Annotated in this window: 14 protein-coding genes; 6 read left to right on the forward strand and 8 right to left on the reverse strand. The window is 49.8% G+C overall.

All coding sequences use genetic code 11. The features are described 5' to 3' along the window. The first annotated feature begins 2 nt into the window (after positions 1–2). From DXN05_RS00565 to DXN05_RS00575, 3 genes are all read left to right on the forward strand, one after another. Entirely contained in the window at positions 3–809 is an 807-nt protein-coding gene (locus DXN05_RS00565; RefSeq protein ID WP_158559088.1) for an alpha/beta fold hydrolase, read from the forward strand. Continuing rightward, positions 806–3,451: a PKD domain-containing protein gene (locus DXN05_RS00570; protein ID WP_147313799.1), complete on the forward strand. Its 2,646-nt coding sequence runs from the start codon at positions 806–808 to the stop codon at positions 3,449–3,451. The genes DXN05_RS00565 and DXN05_RS00570 overlap by 4 nt, the downstream gene beginning before the upstream one ends. A 77-nt stretch (positions 3,452–3,528) precedes the next feature. Further along, entirely contained in the window at positions 3,529–4,293 is a 765-nt protein-coding gene (locus DXN05_RS00575) for an SDR family NAD(P)-dependent oxidoreductase (RefSeq protein WP_116845271.1), read from the forward strand. A gap of 55 nt (positions 4,294–4,348) precedes the next feature. On the opposite strand, the gene DXN05_RS00580 is transcribed toward DXN05_RS00575, so the two are convergent. The 5 genes from DXN05_RS00580 to DXN05_RS00600 all read right to left on the reverse strand — a co-directional run bounded on the left by DXN05_RS00580 (position 4,349) and on the right by DXN05_RS00600 (position 12,745). Continuing rightward, positions 4,349–6,316 (reverse strand): M1 family metallopeptidase, encoded by a 1,968-nt coding sequence (locus DXN05_RS00580; protein ID WP_116845272.1) that lies wholly within the window; start codon positions 6,314–6,316, stop codon positions 4,349–4,351. Between the two features lie 210 nt (positions 6,317–6,526). Continuing rightward, positions 6,527–7,831 (reverse strand): right-handed parallel beta-helix repeat-containing protein, encoded by a 1,305-nt coding sequence (locus DXN05_RS00585; RefSeq protein WP_116845273.1) that lies wholly within the window; start codon positions 7,829–7,831, stop codon positions 6,527–6,529. A gap of 114 nt (positions 7,832–7,945) precedes the next feature. After that, on the reverse strand, positions 7,946–8,395 hold the full coding sequence (locus tag DXN05_RS00590; RefSeq protein ID WP_158559089.1) for a PepSY-like domain-containing protein: 450 nt from the start codon (positions 8,393–8,395) through the stop codon (positions 7,946–7,948). Positions 8,396–8,436: 41 nt separating this feature from the next. After that, positions 8,437–11,379 (reverse strand): beta-galactosidase, encoded by a 2,943-nt coding sequence (locus tag DXN05_RS00595; RefSeq protein ID WP_116845275.1) that lies wholly within the window; start codon positions 11,377–11,379, stop codon positions 8,437–8,439. Continuing rightward, positions 11,372–12,745, reverse strand: a complete 1,374-nt coding sequence (locus tag DXN05_RS00600) for an APC family permease (RefSeq protein WP_116845276.1) — start codon at positions 12,743–12,745, stop codon at positions 11,372–11,374. Before DXN05_RS00600 ends, DXN05_RS00595 begins: the two co-directional genes overlap by 8 nt. A gap of 123 nt (positions 12,746–12,868) precedes the next feature. Between DXN05_RS00600 and DXN05_RS00605 the strand changes: the two genes are divergently transcribed. Beyond that, positions 12,869–13,249, forward strand: coding sequence for a DUF3574 domain-containing protein (locus DXN05_RS00605; protein ID WP_116845277.1), 381 nt, complete (start codon positions 12,869–12,871; stop codon positions 13,247–13,249). A gap of 3 nt (positions 13,250–13,252) precedes the next feature. On the opposite strand, the gene DXN05_RS00610 is transcribed toward DXN05_RS00605, so the two are convergent. After that, positions 13,253–15,673, reverse strand: coding sequence for an outer membrane beta-barrel family protein (locus DXN05_RS00610; RefSeq protein WP_158559090.1), 2,421 nt, complete (start codon positions 15,671–15,673; stop codon positions 13,253–13,255). A 216-nt stretch (positions 15,674–15,889) separates the two neighbouring features. Between DXN05_RS00610 and DXN05_RS00615 the strand changes: the two genes are divergently transcribed. Next, the gene (locus tag DXN05_RS00615) at positions 15,890–17,092 is read left to right on the forward strand and encodes an MFS transporter (RefSeq protein WP_116845279.1); all 1,203 of its coding nucleotides are present in this window, start codon (positions 15,890–15,892) and stop codon (positions 17,090–17,092) included. Positions 17,093–17,143: 51 nt separating this feature from the next. Continuing rightward, the gene (locus tag DXN05_RS00620) at positions 17,144–17,920 is read left to right on the forward strand and encodes a dienelactone hydrolase family protein (protein ID WP_211329949.1); all 777 of its coding nucleotides are present in this window, start codon (positions 17,144–17,146) and stop codon (positions 17,918–17,920) included. A 231-nt stretch (positions 17,921–18,151) separates the two neighbouring features. On the opposite strand, the gene DXN05_RS00625 is transcribed toward DXN05_RS00620, so the two are convergent. Then, a complete protein-coding gene (locus tag DXN05_RS00625; RefSeq protein WP_116845281.1) occupies positions 18,152–21,448 on the reverse strand; it encodes a S41 family peptidase in 3,297 nt (1,098 codons plus the stop codon). Positions 21,449–21,572: 124 nt separating this feature from the next. Further along, positions 21,573–22,331 carry a class I SAM-dependent methyltransferase gene (locus DXN05_RS00630; RefSeq protein WP_116845282.1) on the reverse strand — a complete coding sequence of 253 codons (759 nt, stop codon included), beginning with the start codon at positions 22,329–22,331 and terminating at the stop codon, positions 21,573–21,575. Positions 22,332–22,401 lie beyond the last annotated feature (70 nt).

Consider the following 22,401-nt stretch of genomic DNA (forward strand, 5'->3'; position numbering starts at 1 on the left):
GCATGCAGCAGGTACTACAATACAACGGTAAGTTGTTGTACTATCACACTTATGGAAACGGCCCTGTACTGGTATTGTTACATGGCTTTGCGGAAGATGGCAGCGTGTGGGAGTACCAGGTGGCAACCCTGCAGCAGCACTACCGTTTAATTGTACCCGACCTGCCCGGAACAGGCAGCAGCGAGGTTCTGCACCCCGCATTGGAAACAAGTATTGATGATTATGCAGCTGCCGTATGGGCCCTGCTGCAGCACGAGCAGGTGCAGCAATGTGTAATGCTGGGGCACAGCATGGGCGGGTATATTACCCTGGCAATTGCCGAACAGCACGGGCATGCATTACAGGGTTTCGGTTTTGTACACAGTACAGCCTTGCCCGATTCGGAGGAAAAAAAAGCCAACCGGCAGCGCGGCATTGAAATGATTGAAGCGTATGGCGCTGCAGCCTTTGTAAAAACAACAACACCCAACCTTTTTTCTGCCGCTTATAAACAGCAGCACGCCGCAAAAACAGAAGCCCTTATCCGGAAGGGGGCTACATTCGGTAACCTGGCCCTGCAACAGTATTACTATGCCATGATGCAACGGCCCGACAGAACCGCAGTTTTGTCAGGCAGCAAAGTACCGGTTTTATTTATCATAGGAACGGAAGACGTGGCCGTACCCTTAAAAGACGTACTTCCCCAAACATACCTGCCTGCGGTTGCGTATATTCACATACTCGGCAATGTTGGCCATATGGGTATGTGGGAGGCGCCGGAAAAGGTAAACCGGTACATAACCGCATTTATGGAAGACTGCATCAGATGAAAACATTTTTCTTGTTCGTTTTTTTACTCGCACTAAGCGCACCCGCGCTGGCAGGTCATATTGCCGGCGGGGAAATGTATTACCGTTACGTGGGTCCCGGCACTTCAGCGCAAACGAACAGGTACGAAATTACGCTGCGCATGTTCAGGCAGTGTAACCCGCCCATGGTAGGCGGCCAGCAGCTGGCACAGCTTCCGCAGAGCGCGAATATTACCGTTTTCGACCTCGCCACTTCTACGCCCGTTGCTTCGCAGCAGGTATTGCAGGATAACTTTACCACGCTGAGTTTATTATCCCCCCTGCCCTGTATTCAAAGCTATTCGCCCGTTTGTTACCAGGTAGCCACCTATGTATGGCAAACAGACCTGCCCATTAATGCATCGGGTTATACAGCTGCCTTTCAAACCTGCTGCCGCTCAAACAGCCTGGTAAATATTGTGCGGCAACAGCTGGGCAACAACTCTACAGGTGAAGGTGCTACCTATGCCTGTGATATTCCGGGTACGCTCACACTGGGCACTGAGGTTAATTCAAGCGCAGTATTCGGTTTAAAAGATACGGTGCTGGTTTGCCAGTATAAAAATATCCATATTGATTTCAGTGCCACCGACCCTGACGTTAGTGATTCCCTGTCGTACGCACTTTGCGGCGCCTATAACCGCGGTGATGCGCAGGGTGCGGATTCCAGTCATATCGCATCCAGGCCGCCTTACCAGAACGTATCGTACACACCCGGTTTCAGCGGCAGCACACCTATGGGGCCCAATATCACCATCGATCCTGTTACCGGCATTATACAGGGCCGCGCACCTGCCAATGGCGGTTACGTGGTAAATGTGTGTGTTACCGAGTGGCGCAACCATAAAGCCATCAGCGTGCACCGGAAAGATTTTATGATGAGTGTGCAGGCCTGTGATTTTGCAGCAGCAGATTTACCCGCCTCGTATATCGACTGTACAGACCAGACCCTGAATTTTGCCAATGAATCTACCTCATCGCAGGTGCATTCATACCTCTGGGATTTTGGGGTAACCACCATGACCAGCGATACATCCAATTTGCCCACTCCCAGTTTTACCTACCCGGATACCGGCACATTCACTGTGAAACTGGTGATTAACCGCAGCGAGCAATGTTCCGATTCTGCCCTGGTTCCCGTAAAAGTATACCCGGGTTTTAAACCCGCTTTTACTGTTGTGGGCAGCTGTGTAACCAACCCCTACCGGTTTACCGATGGCACCACTTCGCGCTATGGCGTGGTAAACAACTGGCGCTGGGATTTTGGTGATGCAGATGTTACCAATGATACTTCGCTTTTGCGGAACCCTTCTTACAAATACAACTCCGTTGGCGACCGGTCGGTACAGCTGATCGTGGGCGACAGCAAGGGCTGCCTGGATACGCTTAGCCAAACCGTGAAGGTAGAAGCGAAACTGCAGATTGATTTGCCGTTCAGGGATACACTCATCTGCAGCATCGATACCCTGCAGCTGCACGCTAGCAGCAATGGTACTTTTTTGTGGTCGCCCACGGCTACCATGATTGATTACAATACACCAGACCCCAAAGTATTTCCGAAAGACACCACCGTGTATTATGTAAACGCCACTTATAACGGCTGTACCAATACCGATTCCGTAAGGGTAAACGTGCTGGATTCCATCACGGTGAAAATGGCTTCCGATACTACCATCTGCCGCACAGACAGTGTGCAGTTTCACCCGGTTAGTTATGGCCTGCAATATTTATGGGACCCTGCCGGCAATATGAACGATGCTACATTAAAAAGTCCTGCGGCATTACCACTTACCAACACGCTGTACCATGTAATAGCGCACCTGGGCAAATGTGTGGCCGAAGGATCTATTAATGTAAAAGTGGTGCCCTATCCCATATCGAAAGCGGTACCTGATGCCACCATCTGTTACGGCAGTACGGTAGCCCTGCACGGCGATATTGTGGGCAGCAGTTTTAAATGGGTGCCGGCCAATTCCCTGCAAGACGCGAATACCTTAACCCCCATTGCAGGCCCTACACATACTACCCCGTACATTTTATATGCCTACGACACACTGGGCTGCCCCAAACCCGGTTTGGATACCGCCATTGTTACGGTAATTCCGCAGGTGCACCCGTTTGCAGGGCGCGATACTGCCGTGGTAAAAGACCAGCCGCTGCAATTCCAGGCAACCGGCGGTGTATACTACACCTGGACGCCTTCTACCGGCCTCTCCAACCCTTCTATTGCCAACCCCATTGGCCTATACGATGGCAGTTACGATTCTATCCGTTACCAGGTACGTGTGGCTACCGCAGAAGGCTGTTATGCAGATACGAGTGTGCTGGTAAAAATATTCAGGCCATACCCTGAAATATACGTACCCTCTGCATTCAGTCCCAACCACGATGGTAAAAACGATGTGCTGCGCCCGATACCGGTGGGCGTGCAAAGACTGGTTTATTTCCGTGTGTTTGACCGCTGGGGTAATCTTATTTTCAGTACCAGTGAAATTAATAAGGGCTGGGATGGACAGGTGAAGGGACAACCCGCGCTCTCAGGCACTTATGTATACACAGTGGAAGGCATAGACTACAAAAACGCCGTGATTGTGCGCAAAGGCACTTTTGTACTCATCAGGTAAGGGCCGATATTTCATTTATCTTCGCGGCATTATCATTACACGCACCGGGTTGCGGAGCATTCAACATTCTACAGATTATGCCGGATAACATTATACTCATTACAGGCGCCACTTCAGGCTTTGGCAAAGCCATTGCAGAAAAGTTCGCAGCAGCAGGCTGGAACTGCATTATCACAGGCCGCAGAAACGACAGGCTGCAGGAGCTGGCCGCACACTTAACCACCACCTATTCAATTAAAGTATTGCCCCTGTGTTTCGATGTGCAGCAGCGCGATGCAGTGTTACAGCACCTCGGCAACCTGCCGCAGCAATGGCAGCAGGTAGATGTGCTGGTAAACAATGCAGGTCTCGCACTCGGCCGCGATACATTCGATACCGCATCGCTCGATGACTGGGATACCATGATTGACACCAATGTAAAAGGACTGCTATACGTATCAAAAGCCATTGTACCGCTGATGATCCAACGCAAAAAGGGCCATATCATCAACATTGGTTCAACTGCAGCCAAGGAAGTATACCCTGCAGGCAATGTGTATTGCGCCACCAAATCTGCTGTGGATGCCATCAGCAAAGCACAGCGTATTGATTTGCTGCCATACAGCATTAAAGTAACCGCTATTCACCCTGGCGCAGCGGATACTGATTTTTCGGTGGTACGTTTTAAAGGAGATGAAAACAAGGCAGGCAATGTATATGAAGGTTACGAGCCATTGCATGCAGCAGATATTGCAGATACAGCCTTTTTCTGCGCCAGCCTGCCGGCGCATGTTTGCATCAACGACCTGGTAATGACCTGCACCGCGCAGGCCAACTCACTCTTCTTTCATAAGAACGGGTAAGCCTTCCAACAATGCAACCATAAAAAAAGGGCCGTCTCGCGACGGCCCTTTTTCTTTATTCAGCATACCAGCTATTGTTGCTCTTGTTATAGTCAGGTAATGTTTTATCAGGATCGATGGTGGCTTTAATCACCTTATCGGTTGAATTTACATGGAATTTCCAGCTGCTGCCGTGCTGCCATACTTCTACCGGCAGTTTAACACGGGATACTTTGCCGTTTGCTTCTTTTATTTCAATTACAGCAGGCATAGGCAATTGCTCCAGGTTGGCAATGGTAACGATGGAACCTTTGCTGAGGTCTTTTGCATCAACAGGTGCTACATCTGTTACAGCCTGGTCAATTTTCCATTTGTTGATGTACCAGCCGCGCCAGAACCAATCCAGCGTTTCGCCTGAATAGTTCTCAATGCAATGGAAGAAATCCCATGGGGTAGGATGTTTGAATGCCCACTGGTGCACATAATAGCTGAAAGCGCTGTCGAAGCGGCCTTCACCCAAAATGTTTTCACGCAGCAGCGTTAAACCGGTGCCGGGTTTAAAGTAAGCTACAATACCCAGGTTGCCTGGTGAGGTAACATCAGGCACTGTTAAAATGCTTTCTGCATTGTCGCCGGAAAAGGCGCGTGCATAAGGCTGGCGGTTGGTTGCATTTTTTGCCTGGTATTCACCGTTGTTGAAATGCTTGTCGGCCATGGTATTGATGAATGTATTGAAACCTTCATCCATCCAGGGGAATTTACGTTCGTTGGAACCCACGATCATCGGGAACCAGTTGTGGCCAAATTCGTGTGAAGTAACACCCCACAGGCCCCCCTGTTTTGCAGTATAACCGCAGAACACGATACCGGGATATTCCATACCGCCCACAATACCGGCTACGTTGGTAGCAACAGGATAGCTGAAGGGGTACAGGTACTGGGAGTAATATTCGATAGCGCCTTTTACATATTCAGTAGAACGGCTCCATGCGCTGTCGCCTGCACTTTCTACAGGGTATACTGACTGTGCCAGTGATTTTTTACCACCAGGCAGGTTAATGCGTGCTGCATCCCATACAAACGCTTTTGATGAAGCCCAGGCCACATCGCGTGTATTGATACATTTAAAGCGCCAGGTAAGTTTGTCTTTTGCAGGGCGTGTAGCTGCATTGTTCACGTCTTCCACACCACGCAGGGTAACTGTTTTCTCGCTTTCTTTTGCTTCGTTGTATTTTTTCAGCTGCTCGGCAGTAAACACCTCTTTCGCATTCAGCAATTCGCCTGAACCCACTACAATGTGGTTGGCAGGGGCTGTGATAGCGTATTCAATATCGCCGTATTCCAGGTAAAACTCGCCCTGGCCCAGGTAAGGCAGGGTGTTCCAGCCGTTTACGTTATCGTATACGCACATACGGGGGTACCATTGCGCCACTTCATTAATCCAGCCATTTTTGGTTTTAAGACGGCCGGTGCGGTCTGTACCATATTCAGGAATGGTAAAACCGTATTTAATTTTAAACTGGATAATGCCACCCTGCGATTTAATGCCTTTCGCCAGTTTAATCTGCATGCGGGTATCATTGATCAGGAAGTCGGCTTTCTGTTCCTTGCCATCTTCGATCACTGTAACCGATTCGATATTGTAACCGCCGTTAAATGCATTGCGGTTAGCCCAGCGGCCGCCGCCAATGGCTGTTGCAGCCACACCGCGTGATGCCTGGTTGTAAATATTCTGATCCAGCTGCAGCCATACAAACTGCAAAGCCTGCGGACTGTTATTGGTATAAGTGATGACTACATTACCGTCGATGGTGTGCAGTGAATCATCCAGCGTTGCGTCAATCTTGTAATCAGCGCGGTTTTGCCAGTATTTTGGACCGGGCGTACCGTCTGCTGCCCTAACCTCATCGCCATACGAAGGGTAGAACATGGGGGCAAAAGCTTCGTGCTGGTCAAACTTCGAATCTGTTGCAGTCTGCGCCTGTGTTTGCGCAGCAACAGTGAGTAAACCGGCACCAACTAAAAAACTCTGTAGTTTTCTCATGGTAATAATTATATAAAAAATAATAAGGAGGGCTAAGATAACGCGGAATCGTGATTTTACGGGCGCTATTTCAACCACATTTTACGATGGCTAACGCACACAGCCCTGCACAGCGTGAATAATACACACAGCATCCGGGTGCGGTTTTACTGATAAACCAGGATAATAAAAGGGATTAAAAAGACGGGAGCAATGGCAGTTATGCACTTTTTATGCAATACGCGCCCTGCGGCGGCGCAACACAACAAAACCGGCAGCCAGCAGCGCCAGCAATACGGCAGCAGCGGCCAGGTAGCGCTTGCGAACAGGGGGTATCATTGAAGCTTCACTGCTCATCAGCTTGCCCCTGGTTGGATGCTCTTTCCAGTAAATGCCGGGCGCCATTTTTTTGCTGCCCGTATTATTGTAAATGATATTGTCTTTTGAGTAACTGTTCACGGTTTTGTAAAAATGAATATTGGCATCGGTACTAAGGCCCAGTTTGTTGTCGTGTATCAGCAAACGGGAACTGTCTACCGGGCTGGTAGTACGGGTATCGACCATTATCGATGCCATGCCTGGTGTAACATGCCCGGCCAGGTAACCGCTGCTGTCAATGGTATTGTTATCTACCACAATATAGCCAGAGCCCAGCACCAGTATGCCCAATGCGAATGTGTTTTTGATGTAGTTGTTGTACACATGTGCGTGTGTGTATCCGCCAAGACTGATACCGTTGCCCTGTACATCGCTCAGCTCCCAGCCTGCATTGGTTACGCGGTTGCCATAAATTTCGTTGTTGCCGAAAGCCGCGCACGACAACTGTATGCCCGAACGTTCGGTACTGTCTACAATATTGTTGTACACGCGTATATTACCCAAACGCAAGGGCCTGGGATGAATGATGGCACTATTGCAGCTCACATTACGCAAGCCATTGGGATCGGTTGAGCCGAGGTACATACCCTCCTGCCGCATATTCACAATGCGGTTGTCGTGGATGGAGATATTGTCGATAACCCAGTTGGGGGCCTGCAAACTATCGGCACAGCTGCCCTCCTGTTTTACCCAAAAGCCATAGGTCTTTTTGCAGATATCAAGGTAGCAGACTTCTATATCAGCTGAGCGCTTGTTGATATCAACGCCCGGGCCTTCGCCTTTGGGATGTTCTATGCGAAAGCCGTATTTGTCTTTGCTGCCTGTACCGGTAAGCTTAACATGCGTGCAATTGTAAAATGCAAAACCAGCCTGCAGTTTCACCTGCCCGCCCCCATTGATAATAACGATTGGTTTTTCTTTGGTACCATGCAGGTGTTCTGCCGCAATGTAAGTGTAGGGATTGTTAGCAGCCGGTATAACCAGCGTATCACCGGGCCGGCAGCCAAGAAATTGTTGTGTCACGTATTTGCCATTGTCGCCGCCCTTGATAATGGTAATACGTTTGCCCTGTGCAGTCGCAGTAAACTGCGTAGCCATTGCGAGAAAAATAAGCAGTGCGCTGCTATACCATGTATTGGTGTAAATGCATGTTTTCAAAAGAGCCGGTATTTTAAATGGTGCTCCAATTTAGCAGATTCACGCGGCTTTTGCAAGTTTAGGCGCCGGTGGCTGTAAATAAAAAGAGCGCCGCGGGGCGCTCTTTTTTAACATTTATAGTGATTGTACATCGCGTTTCAATGCACCGTGTTCATCAAAAAACAGGTATTTCTTTTGTACCAGTGAATGTTTTTCAACATACACGCGGTATTGCAGGGCCTGGTCTTTTTTTATGATAGACGCTGTTTCCTTGGGTGTCCATTCATTGTACTTGCTTTTTTTGAAACCATCTTTCACTGCTTCAGGTAAACTTTCGTAGGTTAATTCCTGGTCGGTTTCTTTCCATTCGCCCTTATTGGTAAACCATGCATAACTGCTGGTGCTGCCATCTTTAAATTTAGCTTGCCAGTCTGTCAGTTTATCCTTCCAGGAAACACCGGAGGCGTTGGGGAATTTCTGTTTGAAAGCGTCGGTCACTTCTGCCGGTACTTTTCTAATCTGTGCCTGTGCTGCAAAGGCTGTAAAGCTGAAAGCCATCAGCAGCCATATTGCGATTCTTTTCATAAATGCGGAGTTTAATAACCACAAGAATGCAAACTTCATTCCTAAAACACGAGTGACTGAATATCACGGCTTGATGCCATTTCTGCTTCTACCCGCATACCCACCGGCAGTTGCCCGTCTTCATCAAATACCACCACTGTATTGGCCCCTTTGTGCAACCAGCATTCGGGAATGTAGAGACTGTTCACCGGTATTTTTTCAGGGTAGCGCCCCAGGTTGCGGCCGTTTACCCAAACTGAACCATGTCCCAGTCCGTTAATGGTAATGCGCCATACCGGGTGAATAGCCGTGTTGATACTATCTATAAAAAAGCTGTTGCGGTACAACATGGGTTTATCAAACGGTGTATTGGCCTGCAGATTGGTAAAGCGGTCAGTTGACTGCACATCACCAGGGCCTCCCTGCATGCGCCAGCCTGTTAAAGCAATGTCTTCTTTTGCTGTGCCCGTTAACTCAACCTGTTTGTGTATACCACCACTGCCGCCGGTATTCTGTACCAGCAGGGTTAAAGTGGCAGCACCGCTAACATCCTTCAGCGGCACATCAAAAGCGGTGTTATAGCCGGTATGCTGCGCCACTGCTTTACCATTAATGAAAACCGTCACATTATCATCCACGCCTTTAAAATGCAGCAGCATATCGCTGCCATTTACAGCAGGAATGGTGGCCTGAAACCAGGCATAGCCGGCTTTGCCATCAAACGCATCTGCACCTATTGTGTAAATTGCAGCTGTATCAAAAGCAGGTATGGATTGTGTGTTGGGTGTACCTGCGGCGGGTATTATTTTCCAGTTGCTGATGCGTACCGGTGCACCTTTATGCAATAGCACGGCGCCACTCAACCCCTTGGGATCGGTATCTGCCACAGGCCCCAGGTGGTTAAACAACTTATCCCTGCCATCGTGCGCAGTAAATACAGCCAGTGTATGTTTACCTGCCGTAAGCTGCATGCTCAGCGCATCCTCGTGCAGGTTGCCGGCGGCAACACGCTGCCCGTCTGCAAACACCGTAGCCCTGTCACCACCGTCCTTTGCCTGCAGCGTATACACACCTTCATTGGTGATGTTTACCGTGGTGCGGTACCAGGCATCGGCACTAATATCGCCATCTGCGCCCATTTGCAGCGCATCATTGCTTTGCTTCCAGGTATGATCATCAAATGCAGCGGCAGCAGGTGTGCTGGCGTCTTTTACCTGCCATTGGCTCATGGGCAGTTGCGTGGCGTGTTCGCCTTTGGCAGGTTGCAGTGTAAAAGTAAACGGGCGGTTGTCAGAACCGTAAATCCATACAGGTGTTGGCTGGCGGCTGGTCCAGAACTGTTCTGCATCTACCTGTATTTTGCCGGCATCGGTAGTGGTTACTTCGCCTGCATACGGTGCGCCGATGATAATATATTGCTTGCCCTGCGTACCCGCAAACCAGGTACGCGCAGCCAGTGAATCGCTTAAGGCAATTACACGAACCAGTTGCTTGCCTGTTTCAAAACTGTAGTTGACGGGATGGTCGCGGTTAAAGGCAATTTGTAAAAACAGGTTATTGCTTACCTGGTTAAAGCCATCAATACCGGTAACAGGATCTACCTTGCCCAGTGTGGTAAACTGCAACTCTGCATCAGTGCCTGGTTTGCCGTATATCACAAGCGTAGTGGCAGGCCCCTGCTGTGTTAAGCCCAGTATGCGGCCTACAGCCCAATCGAGCTTTACGGTGTTGGTTAAGGTAATATTGTGCACCAGGGGCACAATTTCACCGGGCGCCACTATCAAAGGGCCGTGTTGCGGTATCCATTGCCGGTTAATCATTACCTGTGTGGGCACTGCTGTATCCTGCCGGTTATCGAGAAACACCAGGTCTGAACTACCCGAGTGGCGGGCACTTACGTGCAGTGCCCTGGCCTTAGTGAAGCTTTTATAAGCATCTGACGCGTCTTCACTGTTACCCAGTATAAACTGGAAGCTGCGCGCGAAATACGCAGCGCGTTTAAACCCGGTATAAACAGGACGCAGGTCGCCGGTTTGCCCCACTGCCGCACCATAATCGTACGATGCTGCATCTTCATTGTTGTTGGTATAACCGAAATTGGTGCCACCATGGGCCATGTAATAATTATAACCATTGCCGCCATGCGCGATAATTTTCCAGGTGCGGCGTGCATAGGTATCTGCATCTTTTTGTGAAGAGCCATAGTAGTTGTACCATACACTCCAGAACTCTGTGCTGAACCAGGGACTGTTGCGTTTGCCTGCGTCGAGCTGTGTGTTATCACCGGCAGGGTCACTGCCATGGTGCAGCCCGCTGAAGAAGTACGGCACTTCCAAACCGAGGGATACGGCCTTGCTTTGCAGGTGTGCAAAGTAGGCATCCGGTTTATCGGTGCCCCAGCCTTTAGGGTGTTCATTTTCCAGCTGCACGAGTATTACGGCGCCGCCGCGGTGTACCTGGTTGGCGTTTACAATGGGCATCAGCTGTTCAAAGAAACGGTCTACCGCTGCTTCAAATACAGCATTGGGCTCACGCACGCGCAACCCCTCTTTAAAACGCAGCCAGATGGGGTAACCGCCAAAATCCCATTCTGCACAGTAGTATGGACCAACCCGCACAATGGCATACATATCCAGCTGTTTTACCAGTCGCAGAAACGCATTCAGGTCATGGTCGCCGGTAAAATCAAACCGGCCTTCCTGCGGCTCATGGTAGTTCCAGAAAGTGTATATCTCAATGCAGTTAAAGCCCGCGCGTTTCAGGCGCAGCAGCCTGTCGCGCCACAGTTCGTGCGGTATGCGTGCATACTCTAACCCGGCTGATACCAGGAATACTCTTTGCCCTTTAATGATAAAACCATGTTTATCGAAGTTCACAAACTCTTTGGCAGCAGCAGCCGGGGGAAAGATATCATCGTTGGTTTTCTGTGCATTTAACCTGTTACAAATGCCTGCGGCCAGCATGGGCAGCAATAGCCAGGCAAAACGGGAAACAAGTTTACTCATTTGGATATTGTTGTTTGGTAAGGACAGGGTCAGTTGCCGCCTGCATCCATTTTCTGCGAAGCGACAGTATGCGCCAGGCAATTTCTGCGGTGAGCAGGGTGCCAATGGCAAAGCCAAGCGGTTTCCATACAGCCGAGGCAGTGATCAATGCACTGCTCAGTGCAATGGCATATACGGTAAAAGGTATCAGCACCATGATGCACAAACCCGGTATACCCAGGGGTATGCGGAAGGGCCGGTGTTCACCGGGCGCTTTGATGCGCAGCACAATCAGGCTCACAAATTCCAGCATTAATGCGGCGCCATATACGGTAACATCTATTACCATTAAATCGGCAAAAGTCCACAGCACCATACCGCTTACTACAACCGCACAGGTAATGATGGACACATGCGGTGTATTAAAACGCTGGTGCAGCGCACTTATTTTTACGGGCAGTAATTTATCATCGGCCATGGCCTTGGGCACACGCGACATAGACAATAGCACAGCCGAGAACAAACCCAGCGTACTGGCCATACCTCCTACTGCAAATAAGGCGCCCATGGGAAAACCACCCAAACGCATGCCCAGTGCAGGAAAGCCGTTTTCGCTGAATGCGGCTACATCCATACCGGATTGCTGTGCAACCAATGTAATAGCGATGTACAGGAAAAACACCAGAAAAAAAGCAATGCTTACAGCAATCAGGTAAGAGCGCACGGGCCGGTCTACTTCTTCGGCATAGGTAGTGGCATTGTCCCAACCCAGGAAATTCCACATTACCGTATACAGGCCCATGCCGATGGAAGAAAAGCCCAGTCCTTTCAAGGAAGGCACAGGTACCAGCGCCTGCGTATGGGTATGCATGGCTGTTACCACGAACAACACCAGGAAGGGCAGCAGCACAATGGCGCTGAGCCATACCGATGTTTTACCTACCGATACAATACCCCGGATATTTAGTGCGGCACAGCTCCAGATAATGAGCAGGCAAACAGGTATTTTCCAGGCGGCCAGTGCGGGTATAAAAAAGGAAGCGTATTCAACAAACAGTACAGGATAAATAGCGAGATCAACAAAAGTGTACAGCCATGTCCACCAGCCTTCATAAAACGCGAACCGCATACCCAGGGCGCGTTTTACCCATTGGTAGTATCCGCCGTTCACCGGCATCATGCCGTTGAGTTCAAGAACGGTTAACACGGTGGGCACATCCCAGAGCAGGGGCGTAACCAGCAGTAACAGGAAGGCGCCCTGTTTACCTACATAGGAAAGCAAGGGCTCTAACCCGTACGGACCACCGGATACGGTTAAAAATATCACTGCTGCCAGCTGAAGCGGGCGTAACACTTTACGGGAAGAGGAGGTAGTCGATCGGCTCACTTGCTACAAATAATCTGTTCGCCGAAAGATAGTGAAATATGCCGAACCGCATGCTGGCTAAAACCACCACAAAATGAACAGCCTGTTTCAGGATGACTGCTTATCTTGGTAAAAACGACTGCCATGAAAAATTACCGTTATGCCTTGCTGCCGCTGCTCCTGCTCTGCGCCTGTACTGCCAGCCATAAGTCCACTGAAACCAACCTGTACTTCGGTATGGACATTGCGCATACCGGCACCGTGAGCGATAGTGCCTGGCAGGCTTTTGAAACCAAATACATACTGCCTGTATTCCCTGCGGGTTTTACCAGGCTGGATGCCAATGGCGTTTGGCGCGGGGATGATCACATACAGGTAACGGAGCATAGCCGCATTATTATCGCCCTTAATAAAATGAGCCCGCAGCTGTCGGTTTCAATCGACAGCATACGGGCTGCTTATAAAAGATTGTTTAAACAGGATGCGGTAATGCGGGTAGATAAGCCTGCACAGGTGAGCTTTTAAACACTATAACCTGTTTTGCTCTGCCTGTGAAGCTGTGCTGCGGTTGCGTTTGTCTTTCACGTTGCTGTTACCGAATTTGTATACAAAGCTCACATTTACTTTGCGGCCCTCCCATTTATTGCTCCAGGTGGTGTTTAATTCATCGCTCAGTATGTGCATGCGTACGGCGGTTTGACCCAGTAATGCAGATCCGTTTATTTTCAGGGTGGCTTTATCATTGAACAACTGGCGCTGCAAACCCAGGTCTACCTGGTAATAACTCTTGTAATATACCAGGCCATAACGGTTAGGTGCTTCGTAGCTCAAATCAAGCTGAACCTTAAACTTGCCGGGCAGCTTAAAGCTGTTGCTGCTGCTGGCCGTACCGCTGAAACTGCTGTTGTTATAGCTGAAAGAGGGAATGGTTGAACGGTTGCGGCTGTAAGAACCACCCAGGTTATTGTCCATGCTCCACCATTTGGTAATATCCAGTGAAGCAGTAATGTTGAGGCCGGCGTAATCAGATGAACCTGCATTGCCCGATGTATTGGTGGTAACACCGGTTGCTTTATCCTGCAATATTACCATCACCTCATCGCTTTTAGAGTGGCGGTAGCTGAGACTGGTAAACAGGAAGTTTTTATAGCCATGTTTTATTTCAAACGAATGGGAGTAAGATGGTCGCAAAAACGGGTTGCCTTCCATGCGGGTGTAGGGGTCTACATACATTACAAAGGGGTTCAGGCTCTGGTAACCGGGGCGGCTGATGCGGCGGCTGTAGCTAATGTTCAGCTGGTTGTTGCTGTTCAGCGTTTGGGTAATAAACAAAGTAGGAAACAGGTTCAGGTAATGCCTTTTGTCAACACGGCTGGTAGTAACCAGGTTGCCGGTGCTGCCGGTTTCTTCTGCACGCAATCCCACCTGTATATTGGTATTGCCGAATGCGCGGGTAGCGGTGGCATAGGCCGCTGCAATGGTTTCGTCGTAAATAAAGTGGTTGCTGCGGCTGGTGTCTTTTATCCAGTTCTTCACCTGCATTGAATCTACGAACAAGTCGTTATCGGTTTTTACACGGCTTATTTTAGCGCCTGCTTCCAGCTTCAGCTTGTTTTTAAATATTTTGGTGTAATCTGCTTTTCCGCTCCAGATGTTCACCACACCGCCCTGGTTGTTGCGGAACAGGTAAGGATCGCGGTAAGGCAGGCTGCTGTTATCATAAAAATCATTGTTGTTCCAATCCATATCGCTGGCAGTGTAGCGGGCATAGTCCAGGTCTATATTCAGCTCGCTGCCTGCTGTGTCCAGTTCGGTTTTCAGGTTCAGGTTGTACGTGCTGTTGTGCGTATAAGATGTATCGTTACGCACTGCGTAAATACTGCTCGCCAGTTTGCCGGATGCACCGTATACATCGGTTACATCATCGGTGCGGGCAAACATGCGCGAGTTGTCGCGTTTAACCAGTACGCCCAGGGTGGTTTTGCTGCTCACATTGTAATCTGCACCCAGTTTGTACGAGGTCCATTTGCTGTACGGGTGCCAGTAGTTGTTGCGGTACTGGCTGGTAATATTGCCGTTGTTTTCAATAACGTTGTTGTAATTAAGCAGGTTGTACGATTCTGAGTAACCCAGGTAGGCGCTGCCAAACACATTCAGGTTTTTGCTGCGGTGATTCAGGTCAATAGAGCCTCTTTCTTTGGGATATTTACCATAACCGCCGCCCAGCATGGCAATGCCATTGGTGCCGAAGGCCTTGTTCTTTTTCAGTTTAATATTCAAAATACCACCGGAGCCGGCTGCATCGTATTTACTGCCGGGGTTGGTGATAATCTCTATTTTGGCCACTGCATCGGCAGGCATGCTTTTTAAATAGTTCACCAGCTGCTCGCCCGACATATAGGTGGGTTTGCCATCAATATAAATAGCGCAGGCTGCACCTTTCAGTTTCAGGTTATCGTCTTTATCAGTAGTAACGGCAGGCGCTTTTTTCAGCACTTCAAATACCGTATTACCGGTAGCGAGCGCGCTGTTTTCAATATCCATCACCATTTTATCAGGCTCCATGGTAAACAACCTTTTGCGGGCGGTAACAGTAACATTACCCAGGTTATTGCCTGCTGCTGACAATTGCAGGGTGGCCATGGTAAGCGTATTGCCGGTAGCAGAATCAATGGTAAACAAGGCAGTTTTGGCAGCTGCATAACCGGCTGCATCGGCCTGTATATAAAAACTACCGGTGTCTTTGCAGCTAATGGTATACAGCCCGGTTGAATCGCTGATGCTGCCCTTAACCGTTTTACCGGCAGCCGTGTGCAGGGAAATATTGCAGAAAGACATCGGTCGGCCATCTGCACCCTGTACCTGGCCTTTCAGGATAACTGGCGTGGCAGCAACGGTGAACGATTGAAAAAAGCAGTAACAAAGCAGTAATATGGCGAAAGGTTTCATGTGTTTTGGTTTATGATACAAAACTGTGGAAACAGCAACGGCTTTTGGGGGCCGATCTACCAACCTGCCCGGTTTACCGACCAACCGTTGGCAGATGAAAACAGGGCGTTGGTAGGGTAAAATGGTTTGAATTTTATAAGGCATTCCCTGAAAATTGAAGCGCTGGCAAGACAGACGGGTGTAATTTTGCCGGGAACCTGATAAAACGGATAGTGAATGGAAGCACAATACACGGCAACTGCCACCGCCCCGGCAGCGAAGGGCATTTCAAGGGGGTTAACCATACTGCTGGCTATTGCAACCGGTATCTCGGTAGCCAATATCTATTACAATCAGCCTATTCTGAAAGAAATCGCCGACGCGGTTGGCGTATCGGAAGGGCACATTGGCAATGTTTCGATGTTTACACAGGTGGGCTATGGCCTGGGCCTGTTTTTCCTGATACCTTTGGGCGATAAGGTAAACCGCAAACGGCTCATCTTCGTGCTGCTGTTCCTGCTTACCCTTACGCTTATCGGCATTTCTTTTGCCACCTCGCTGGCAGAAGTAAGTATTTACAGCGTGCTGATCGGGTTATTATCGGTATCGGCACAGATTATTATTCCCATGGCCGCCAGTATGGATAAGGTAAACCGCGGCAAAACCGTGGGCATCATTATCAGCGGGCTGCTGATCGGTATTTTATCTGCCCGTATTTTCAGCGGCTTAATTGCCGAATGGATGGGCTGGCGCTATGTGTTCCGCCTCTCGGCTATACTGGTGGTAACCATGATGGTATTGCTGCAACTGCTGCTGCCTGCGGTGAAGAACGATTTTACCGGCAACTACCTGAGCCTGCTGAAAAGCACGGTACAGCAATTCAAACAATACTCCCTGCTGCGGGAAGCGTGTTTTTCAGGTGCACTGCTCTTTGGTATTTTCTGTTCGTTCTGGACCACCTTTACCTTTCACCTGTCTGCCCCGCCTTTTAACTATCATTCAGACACCATCGGCTCTTTCGGTTTTGTAGCCATTGCAGGTGCGCTGGCAGCTTCTTTTTTTGGCAAGCAAAGCGACAAGGGTAACCACAATGCCCGGCGCAATATTTTTATCGCCATTGGTTTTATTGCAGCCAGTGTACTGGCAGGCAAGTTGTTTCCTGATTCTGTTATTGCCATGATTGCCTTTGTACTGCTGCTCGATGTAGGTATACAGGCTGCACACGTAAGCAATATGGCCCGTATTTATACCCTCAGCGAAACATCGCTGAGCCGGGTGAATACTGTTTACATGACCTGTTATTTCATTGGCGGTTCGCTGGGCACTTTCGTAGGCACTACCTGCTGGCGCATCGGCGGCTGGAGCCTGGTAACCTGGTCTATGTTGCTGTGGTGTACCCTGGCTGTACTGGTTATGGCTAAAAAGCGTGCCCACCACTAGGCAACCCACCGCGCGTATTTCAAGTATATTTATACCACAAACCTTTTTACCATGAAACCGTTTATTGCGTTAGTTGCATTTCTTATGATAACAGCCACGCTCAGCTTTCCCTCTTTTTCGCAGGGTAAAAGCGTACAATACCAAAGCGGCACCACGCAGCTGGAAGGCTATTTTGCCAAGGCAGCAGGCGCCAAGGCCCCCGGTGTGTTAATACTGCATGCCTGGATGGGCCTTACCGATCACGAAAAAACCACGGCCAACCGCCTGGCCAAAGCCGGTTACCATGCACTGGCCGCTGATGTGTATGGCATAGGTGTACACCCTTCCTCCCCTGCTGAAGCAGGCAAGCTGGCAGGTATGTACAAAAGCAATTTCCAGGAATACCAGAACCGCATTAAAGCCGGTATTGATGAGCTGGTTAAACTTGGTGCGGATCCCAATAAGATTGTAGTGATCGGCTACTGCTTTGGCGGTACCGGCGCTATTGAAGCTGCCAGGGGTGCTTTACCCGTAAAAGGTATTATCTCTTTTCATGGCGGCCTGGGTAAAGACAGCGTTCGCGCCAATGAACCCATTGTGCCCAAGGTGCTGGTATTGCACGGTGCAGACGACAAGTACGAATCACCCAAAGAAATCGCCACTTTCCAGCAGGAAATGCGCGACGGCCATGCCGACTGGCAGATGGTATATTTCAGCGGTGCCGTGCACGCTTTCACCGACCCTGCTGCCGGCAACGATAACTCAAAAGGCTCGGCCTACAATGCGACTGCAGACAGGCGCTCCTGGGAATATATGATGACTTTTCTGAAAGAAGTGTTTGGCAGGTGAGCGGCGTTAATCGTCAGTCAATGTCGTTTAGTTAAGCGTATTTGATATTTTTAACCGCAAAGAACGCAAAGGCAAAACCCACAAAGTTCACAAAGGAACCGTTAACTAAACGACATGATTGACTATTCACGGGTAATTTAAGATACCTGTTTACAATAAAAAGAGCGCAGTGCGCTCTTTTTATTTGTATGCTAACGTTAAACTTTCAAACATTAAACCTCAAACCATCGATCACCTTTTTTGGTACGTTGGCTGTGCAGGTTGGGTAAAGCCTTTTGTTTTCAGTTCATCCTTTATTTCAGTAATGGCGCGTTCCAGCTGCGGGTCAACACCCCTGGCCATGGCGCCGAGGTCTTCGGGAACCGTGATATCCGGGTCTACCCCATGGCCTTCTTTAAACCAGGTGCCATCAGGGTTGTACATGCGGAAATCGGGTGCGGTGATATTGCCGCCGTCGATCAGGTCGGGCAAACCGCTGATGCCAATCAGCCCGCCCCAGGTACGCATGCCGATCAATGGCCCCAGTTGTCTTTTGCGGAAATAGTCAGGGAAGGCATCGCCGCCTGAGCCGCTCCACCCGTTAATAAGCATTACTTTGGGACCGAAGTGCGCATACGGCGGCCAGGGTGAAGGGCTGCCATGGCGCGTTGCCCAGAAAGCCAGCGGTGTGCGGTTCAGCATCTCGATAAAGCGGTCGGGAATCTGGCCGCCATTATTGAAGCGTTCATCAATAATCAGTGCTTTTTTGTTCCACTGCGCATTGAACTGGCGCATCAGTTCATTCTGGCCATCGGTGCCGGTGCTGGGTACAAAAATATAACCGGCATCGCCATTGGTGGCCTCTTCCACGCGTTTGCGGTTGGCTTCTATCCAGGCCAGGTTGCGCAGGCGGTATTCATCATTCAGGGTTTGCACTACTGCGGTTTTGGCGCCGTTGAATGATGGGGTGGAATTATACGTGAGTTCTACCGTTTTTTTACCCAGGCGCTGAAACGCAGCGTAGGGCTCGGTGGCAGTGGTAATGGGTGTTCCGTTTACTGCCAGTATATAACTGCCTTCGGGAATATCTATGCCTGGCGCTGCCAGCGGTGAACGGGCTTCTGCATCCCACGGCGCACCATGCATAATTTTGCCTACTTTATAATACTCGCCGGCAGCTTCCCAGTTAATACCCAGGTACCCAACACTGGCGCCCGCAGGGCGTTCGCCATCGCCGCCGCCATAGTAAGTGTGCGAGGCATTGAGCTCCCCAATCATTTCACCGATAATGAAATTTACTTCTTCGCGCGTCATCGCGTCTTTCAGCATATTGCCGTATTTCACGCGCACGGCATTCCAGTCAACCCCATGCATATTGGGATCATAGAAATAATCGCGTTCCAGCCGCCATGCATCGGTAAATACCTGTTTCCATTCTTCGGCAGGGTTAATGGTGAGCTGCATATCGCCGGTGGGAATGCGTTTGTCGAGCTTCTGGTTTTCGGCCAATGATACCACACTCATTACAGGACCGGCTTTCACCAACAGCTTTTCACCATTGCCGCTGAGCCAGAACTGGTCGGCTTTGGCCACTACTGTTTTCTCTGTGCGATCGTTTATATCATAGTATTTAACCGCGCCATCTTCATCGGCTGAACCGGTATTGGGCTGGCGCAGGTACACCAGCTTTCCTTTGGCTGCATACATAGCGCCGAAGTTGCCGGGTGCAGGTGGCAACAGGTCAAGCCGTGCTTCTATACCATCGAAATCGATGTCTACCGGTTTGGGCGCTTTCTTGTCTTTCTCCTTGTCTTTATCGTCTGCCTTGGCAGTTGTGTTTTTCTTGTCGCCTGCTTTGGCATCGGCAGGTTTTGTCTCTGCCGCCTCGTCCTTGTCTTCGTCTTTTATGGCTGTAGCATCGTTTTTAGGTGCAATAGCAGATGGTGTGCTTTTCTTTAAACTGATCGCCGCCAGCTGGGTTGAATTGGTGTAAATAAATGTGTTATCAAGGTCGCTGTAAACAGGCTTGAACGACTGCGAGGTGGCTAAGAACAAATACTTGCCTTCTGTATCGAACACCGGACTGTAACAGTTGTAAAATTCACCGGTTACCTGGTGCAGTTTCTTATTCGTGTAGTCGTAAATAAAGATCGCATTGTGCGCATTGTCCAGGTCCCTGCTGTAGGTGATCCAGCGGCTATCGGGCGACCAGCTGGCGGTAAACCCGTCGAGCGGCCCTTGCGAATAATGCAGCGCTTTATCCAGTTGTGTGGCAGAACCGGCAGCGATATCGTACACATTAATGTGCATGGTTTCATCAATAAACACCAGCTTCTTACTGTCGGGCGACCAGCTGAGTGAATACCTGAAACCCTTGCCATAACTGGTTAATTTACGTGGCGGTGCATTTTTCTCCGTGCTTTGCAGGTACAATTCATATTCGCCGGAAGCATCACTCCAGTAAGCAATGTTCTTGCCATCGGGCGACCAGGCAGGATAGCGCTCTGCAGCGCCGGAAGTATTGGTGAGATTTTTCACGTACCCATTTTCTGCAGGCAGCGAAAACACTTCACCCCTGGCTTCGAGCAGTACGCGTTTGCCATCGTTGCTGATCGCTGCATGCTGGATAAAACCTTCAGCAGGAATGACCTTATTGCGCAATGACGCACGGTCGGTAATGACATTGATCTTTACCTCCGTCGTTTTCTGCGAAGCCAGATCGAGCAGGAATAATTTGCCGCCGTTTTCAAACACGATATCTGAAGGCCCCAGTGAAGGGAAGTGTACATCATAATCGGTAAAATGGGTTACCTGTTCAAAGGTTTTGCTTTGGGTATGGTAGCGCCACAGGTTTAAGCGCAGTTCAGGGCCTTTATCGGAAAGAAAATAAATATCATCACCATGCCACATGGGGTATTCCTCCCCTGCTTCTTCATTACCGGTAATGTTTTCAGAAGTGTTGGTGGCAAAATTAAACACGTAAATATCTGCTTTCCATCCGCCGCGGTAACGCTTCCAGTTGCGGCCGGCTTGTGTGCGGAAGGTGAGTGCCATTTGTTTGCCATCCGGCGAGTAAGAACCAAATTCTGCATACGCCAGCGGCAGTTTGCTTACCACGCCGCCATTAGCGGGTATGGTATAAAACTGGTTGAAACGCTCTTTACCACTTTCGCGGATAGAGGCAAACAACACCTGCTTGCCATCGGGCGTCCAGTCTACCACATTGTCTGCATAACCATGCGAAGTTAAGCGCAGGGGCACGCCGCCACCTGTTGGCAATACGTATACATCGCGGTTACCGTCATAATTGCCGGAAAATGCGATGGTATGGCCGTCGGGAGAGAATTTGGGATAAGTTTCCACGCCGGGTGGCGAGCTGAGGCGTACGGCGTCGCCGCCTGTTTTGGGCACTACCCAGATATCGTTGGCATACGAAAAAACAATCTGCGACTGCGATACGTCTGGATAGCGGAACAGTCCCGCGTTTACCTGGGCCTGCAGCTGCACAAAGGCAAACAGCCCGGTAACGCCAAGAAATAGTCGTTTCATAAACAGTATTTAGCGATATGTATAAATTGAAGTCAAACGAATATAAACGTCACACCCATTGGCTGCAGCTGCAATGGTACAAACGGCGCCAGGCAGGTGTGTAAGGGTAACTGCACGGCAGCATTTATCCCAGCGGACCTGCGTTGTAATGCAGCTTTGTTTCATAGGCAATTTCCACCATCCCATTCTGCTGAAAGCGGTTATAGAGGTCAGTGGTGGCCTGTATCATTTCGGTATACCCGGGCTGGTTTTCGAGCGGCATGTAAGAAGAAGACAGCAGCTGGCCTTTCAGTCCGTCAAGGTCAAGATACTGTGCATGCCGGAAACTTTTAATAGCCAGCGGTGCCGGTGCAAAAAAGTCGGCAAGCTCAGGCTCATGTGCCTTGCGTATTTTCTCATAGTCGGTACCGTAGGTTTTCTTAATGGCCTCGAAAGCCTGCCCGAAAGGCGAATCAAGCAGCCGCAGGTTCCATATCAGGGCAACATGCCCACCGGGCTGTAAAATGCGGGCAAACTCTTTACGTGCGGCAGCTGGCTGCAACCAGTGAAACGCCTGCGCTACGGTAATCAGCGCCATCGAAGCACCGGGCAGGGTGGTTTGTTCGCCTGTTGCATTAATACTGTGAAAAAGCGGCTCGTTGGCGAGGGCGGTTTCTGCTGCCAGGCGCATAGGCTCATTGGGTTCTACACCAAACACCTCCCATTGCTGCTGCAGCAACAATGCGGTAAGTATACCTGTGCCTGAGCCCACATCAGCAACCATTGCGCCGGGTGGCAGTGCAAATTCCTGTTGCATAAACTGCAGTAGTGAAGCGGGATAAGTAGGGCGAAACTTTACATAATTGCCCACGCGGTTCGAGAAACGTTTTTCAGGCTGTAGCATAGTCAAAAGTACGCGATTAGCCGCAGCATGGCAACAGGATGGTGAGGACACAAAAAAAGCTGCCCGGCCG

Origin of the sequence: Deminuibacter soli, from assembly GCF_003412455.1 — a bacterium.
Classification (GTDB): domain Bacteria; phylum Bacteroidota; class Bacteroidia; order Chitinophagales; family Chitinophagaceae; genus Deminuibacter; species Deminuibacter soli.

What these genes read in the sequence shown, in the direction of transcription:
- DXN05_RS00565 (WP_158559088.1), top strand. Translation starts at nt 3, where the DNA reads ATGCAGCAGGTACTACAATACAACGGTAAGTTGTTGTACTATCACACT.
- DXN05_RS00570 (WP_147313799.1), top strand. Translation starts at nt 806, where the DNA reads ATGAAAACATTTTTCTTGTTCGTTTTTTTACTCGCACTAAGCGCACCC.
- DXN05_RS00575 (WP_116845271.1), top strand. Translation starts at nt 3,529, where the DNA reads ATGCCGGATAACATTATACTCATTACAGGCGCCACTTCAGGCTTTGGC.
- DXN05_RS00580 (WP_116845272.1), bottom strand. Translation starts at nt 6,316, where the DNA reads ATGAGAAAACTACAGAGTTTTTTAGTTGGTGCCGGTTTACTCACTGTT.
- DXN05_RS00590 (WP_158559089.1), bottom strand. Translation starts at nt 8,395, where the DNA reads ATGAAAAGAATCGCAATATGGCTGCTGATGGCTTTCAGCTTTACAGCC.
- DXN05_RS00595 (WP_116845275.1), bottom strand. Translation starts at nt 11,379, where the DNA reads ATGAGTAAACTTGTTTCCCGTTTTGCCTGGCTATTGCTGCCCATGCTG.
- DXN05_RS00605 (WP_116845277.1), top strand. Translation starts at nt 12,869, where the DNA reads ATGAAAAATTACCGTTATGCCTTGCTGCCGCTGCTCCTGCTCTGCGCC.
- DXN05_RS00610 (WP_158559090.1), bottom strand. Translation starts at nt 15,673, where the DNA reads ATGAAACCTTTCGCCATATTACTGCTTTGTTACTGCTTTTTTCAATCG.
- DXN05_RS00615 (WP_116845279.1), top strand. Translation starts at nt 15,890, where the DNA reads ATGGAAGCACAATACACGGCAACTGCCACCGCCCCGGCAGCGAAGGGC.
- DXN05_RS00620 (WP_211329949.1), top strand. Translation starts at nt 17,144, where the DNA reads ATGAAACCGTTTATTGCGTTAGTTGCATTTCTTATGATAACAGCCACG.
- DXN05_RS00625 (WP_116845281.1), bottom strand. Translation starts at nt 21,448, where the DNA reads ATGAAACGACTATTTCTTGGCGTTACCGGGCTGTTTGCCTTTGTGCAG.
- DXN05_RS00630 (WP_116845282.1), bottom strand. Translation starts at nt 22,331, where the DNA reads ATGCTACAGCCTGAAAAACGTTTCTCGAACCGCGTGGGCAATTATGTA.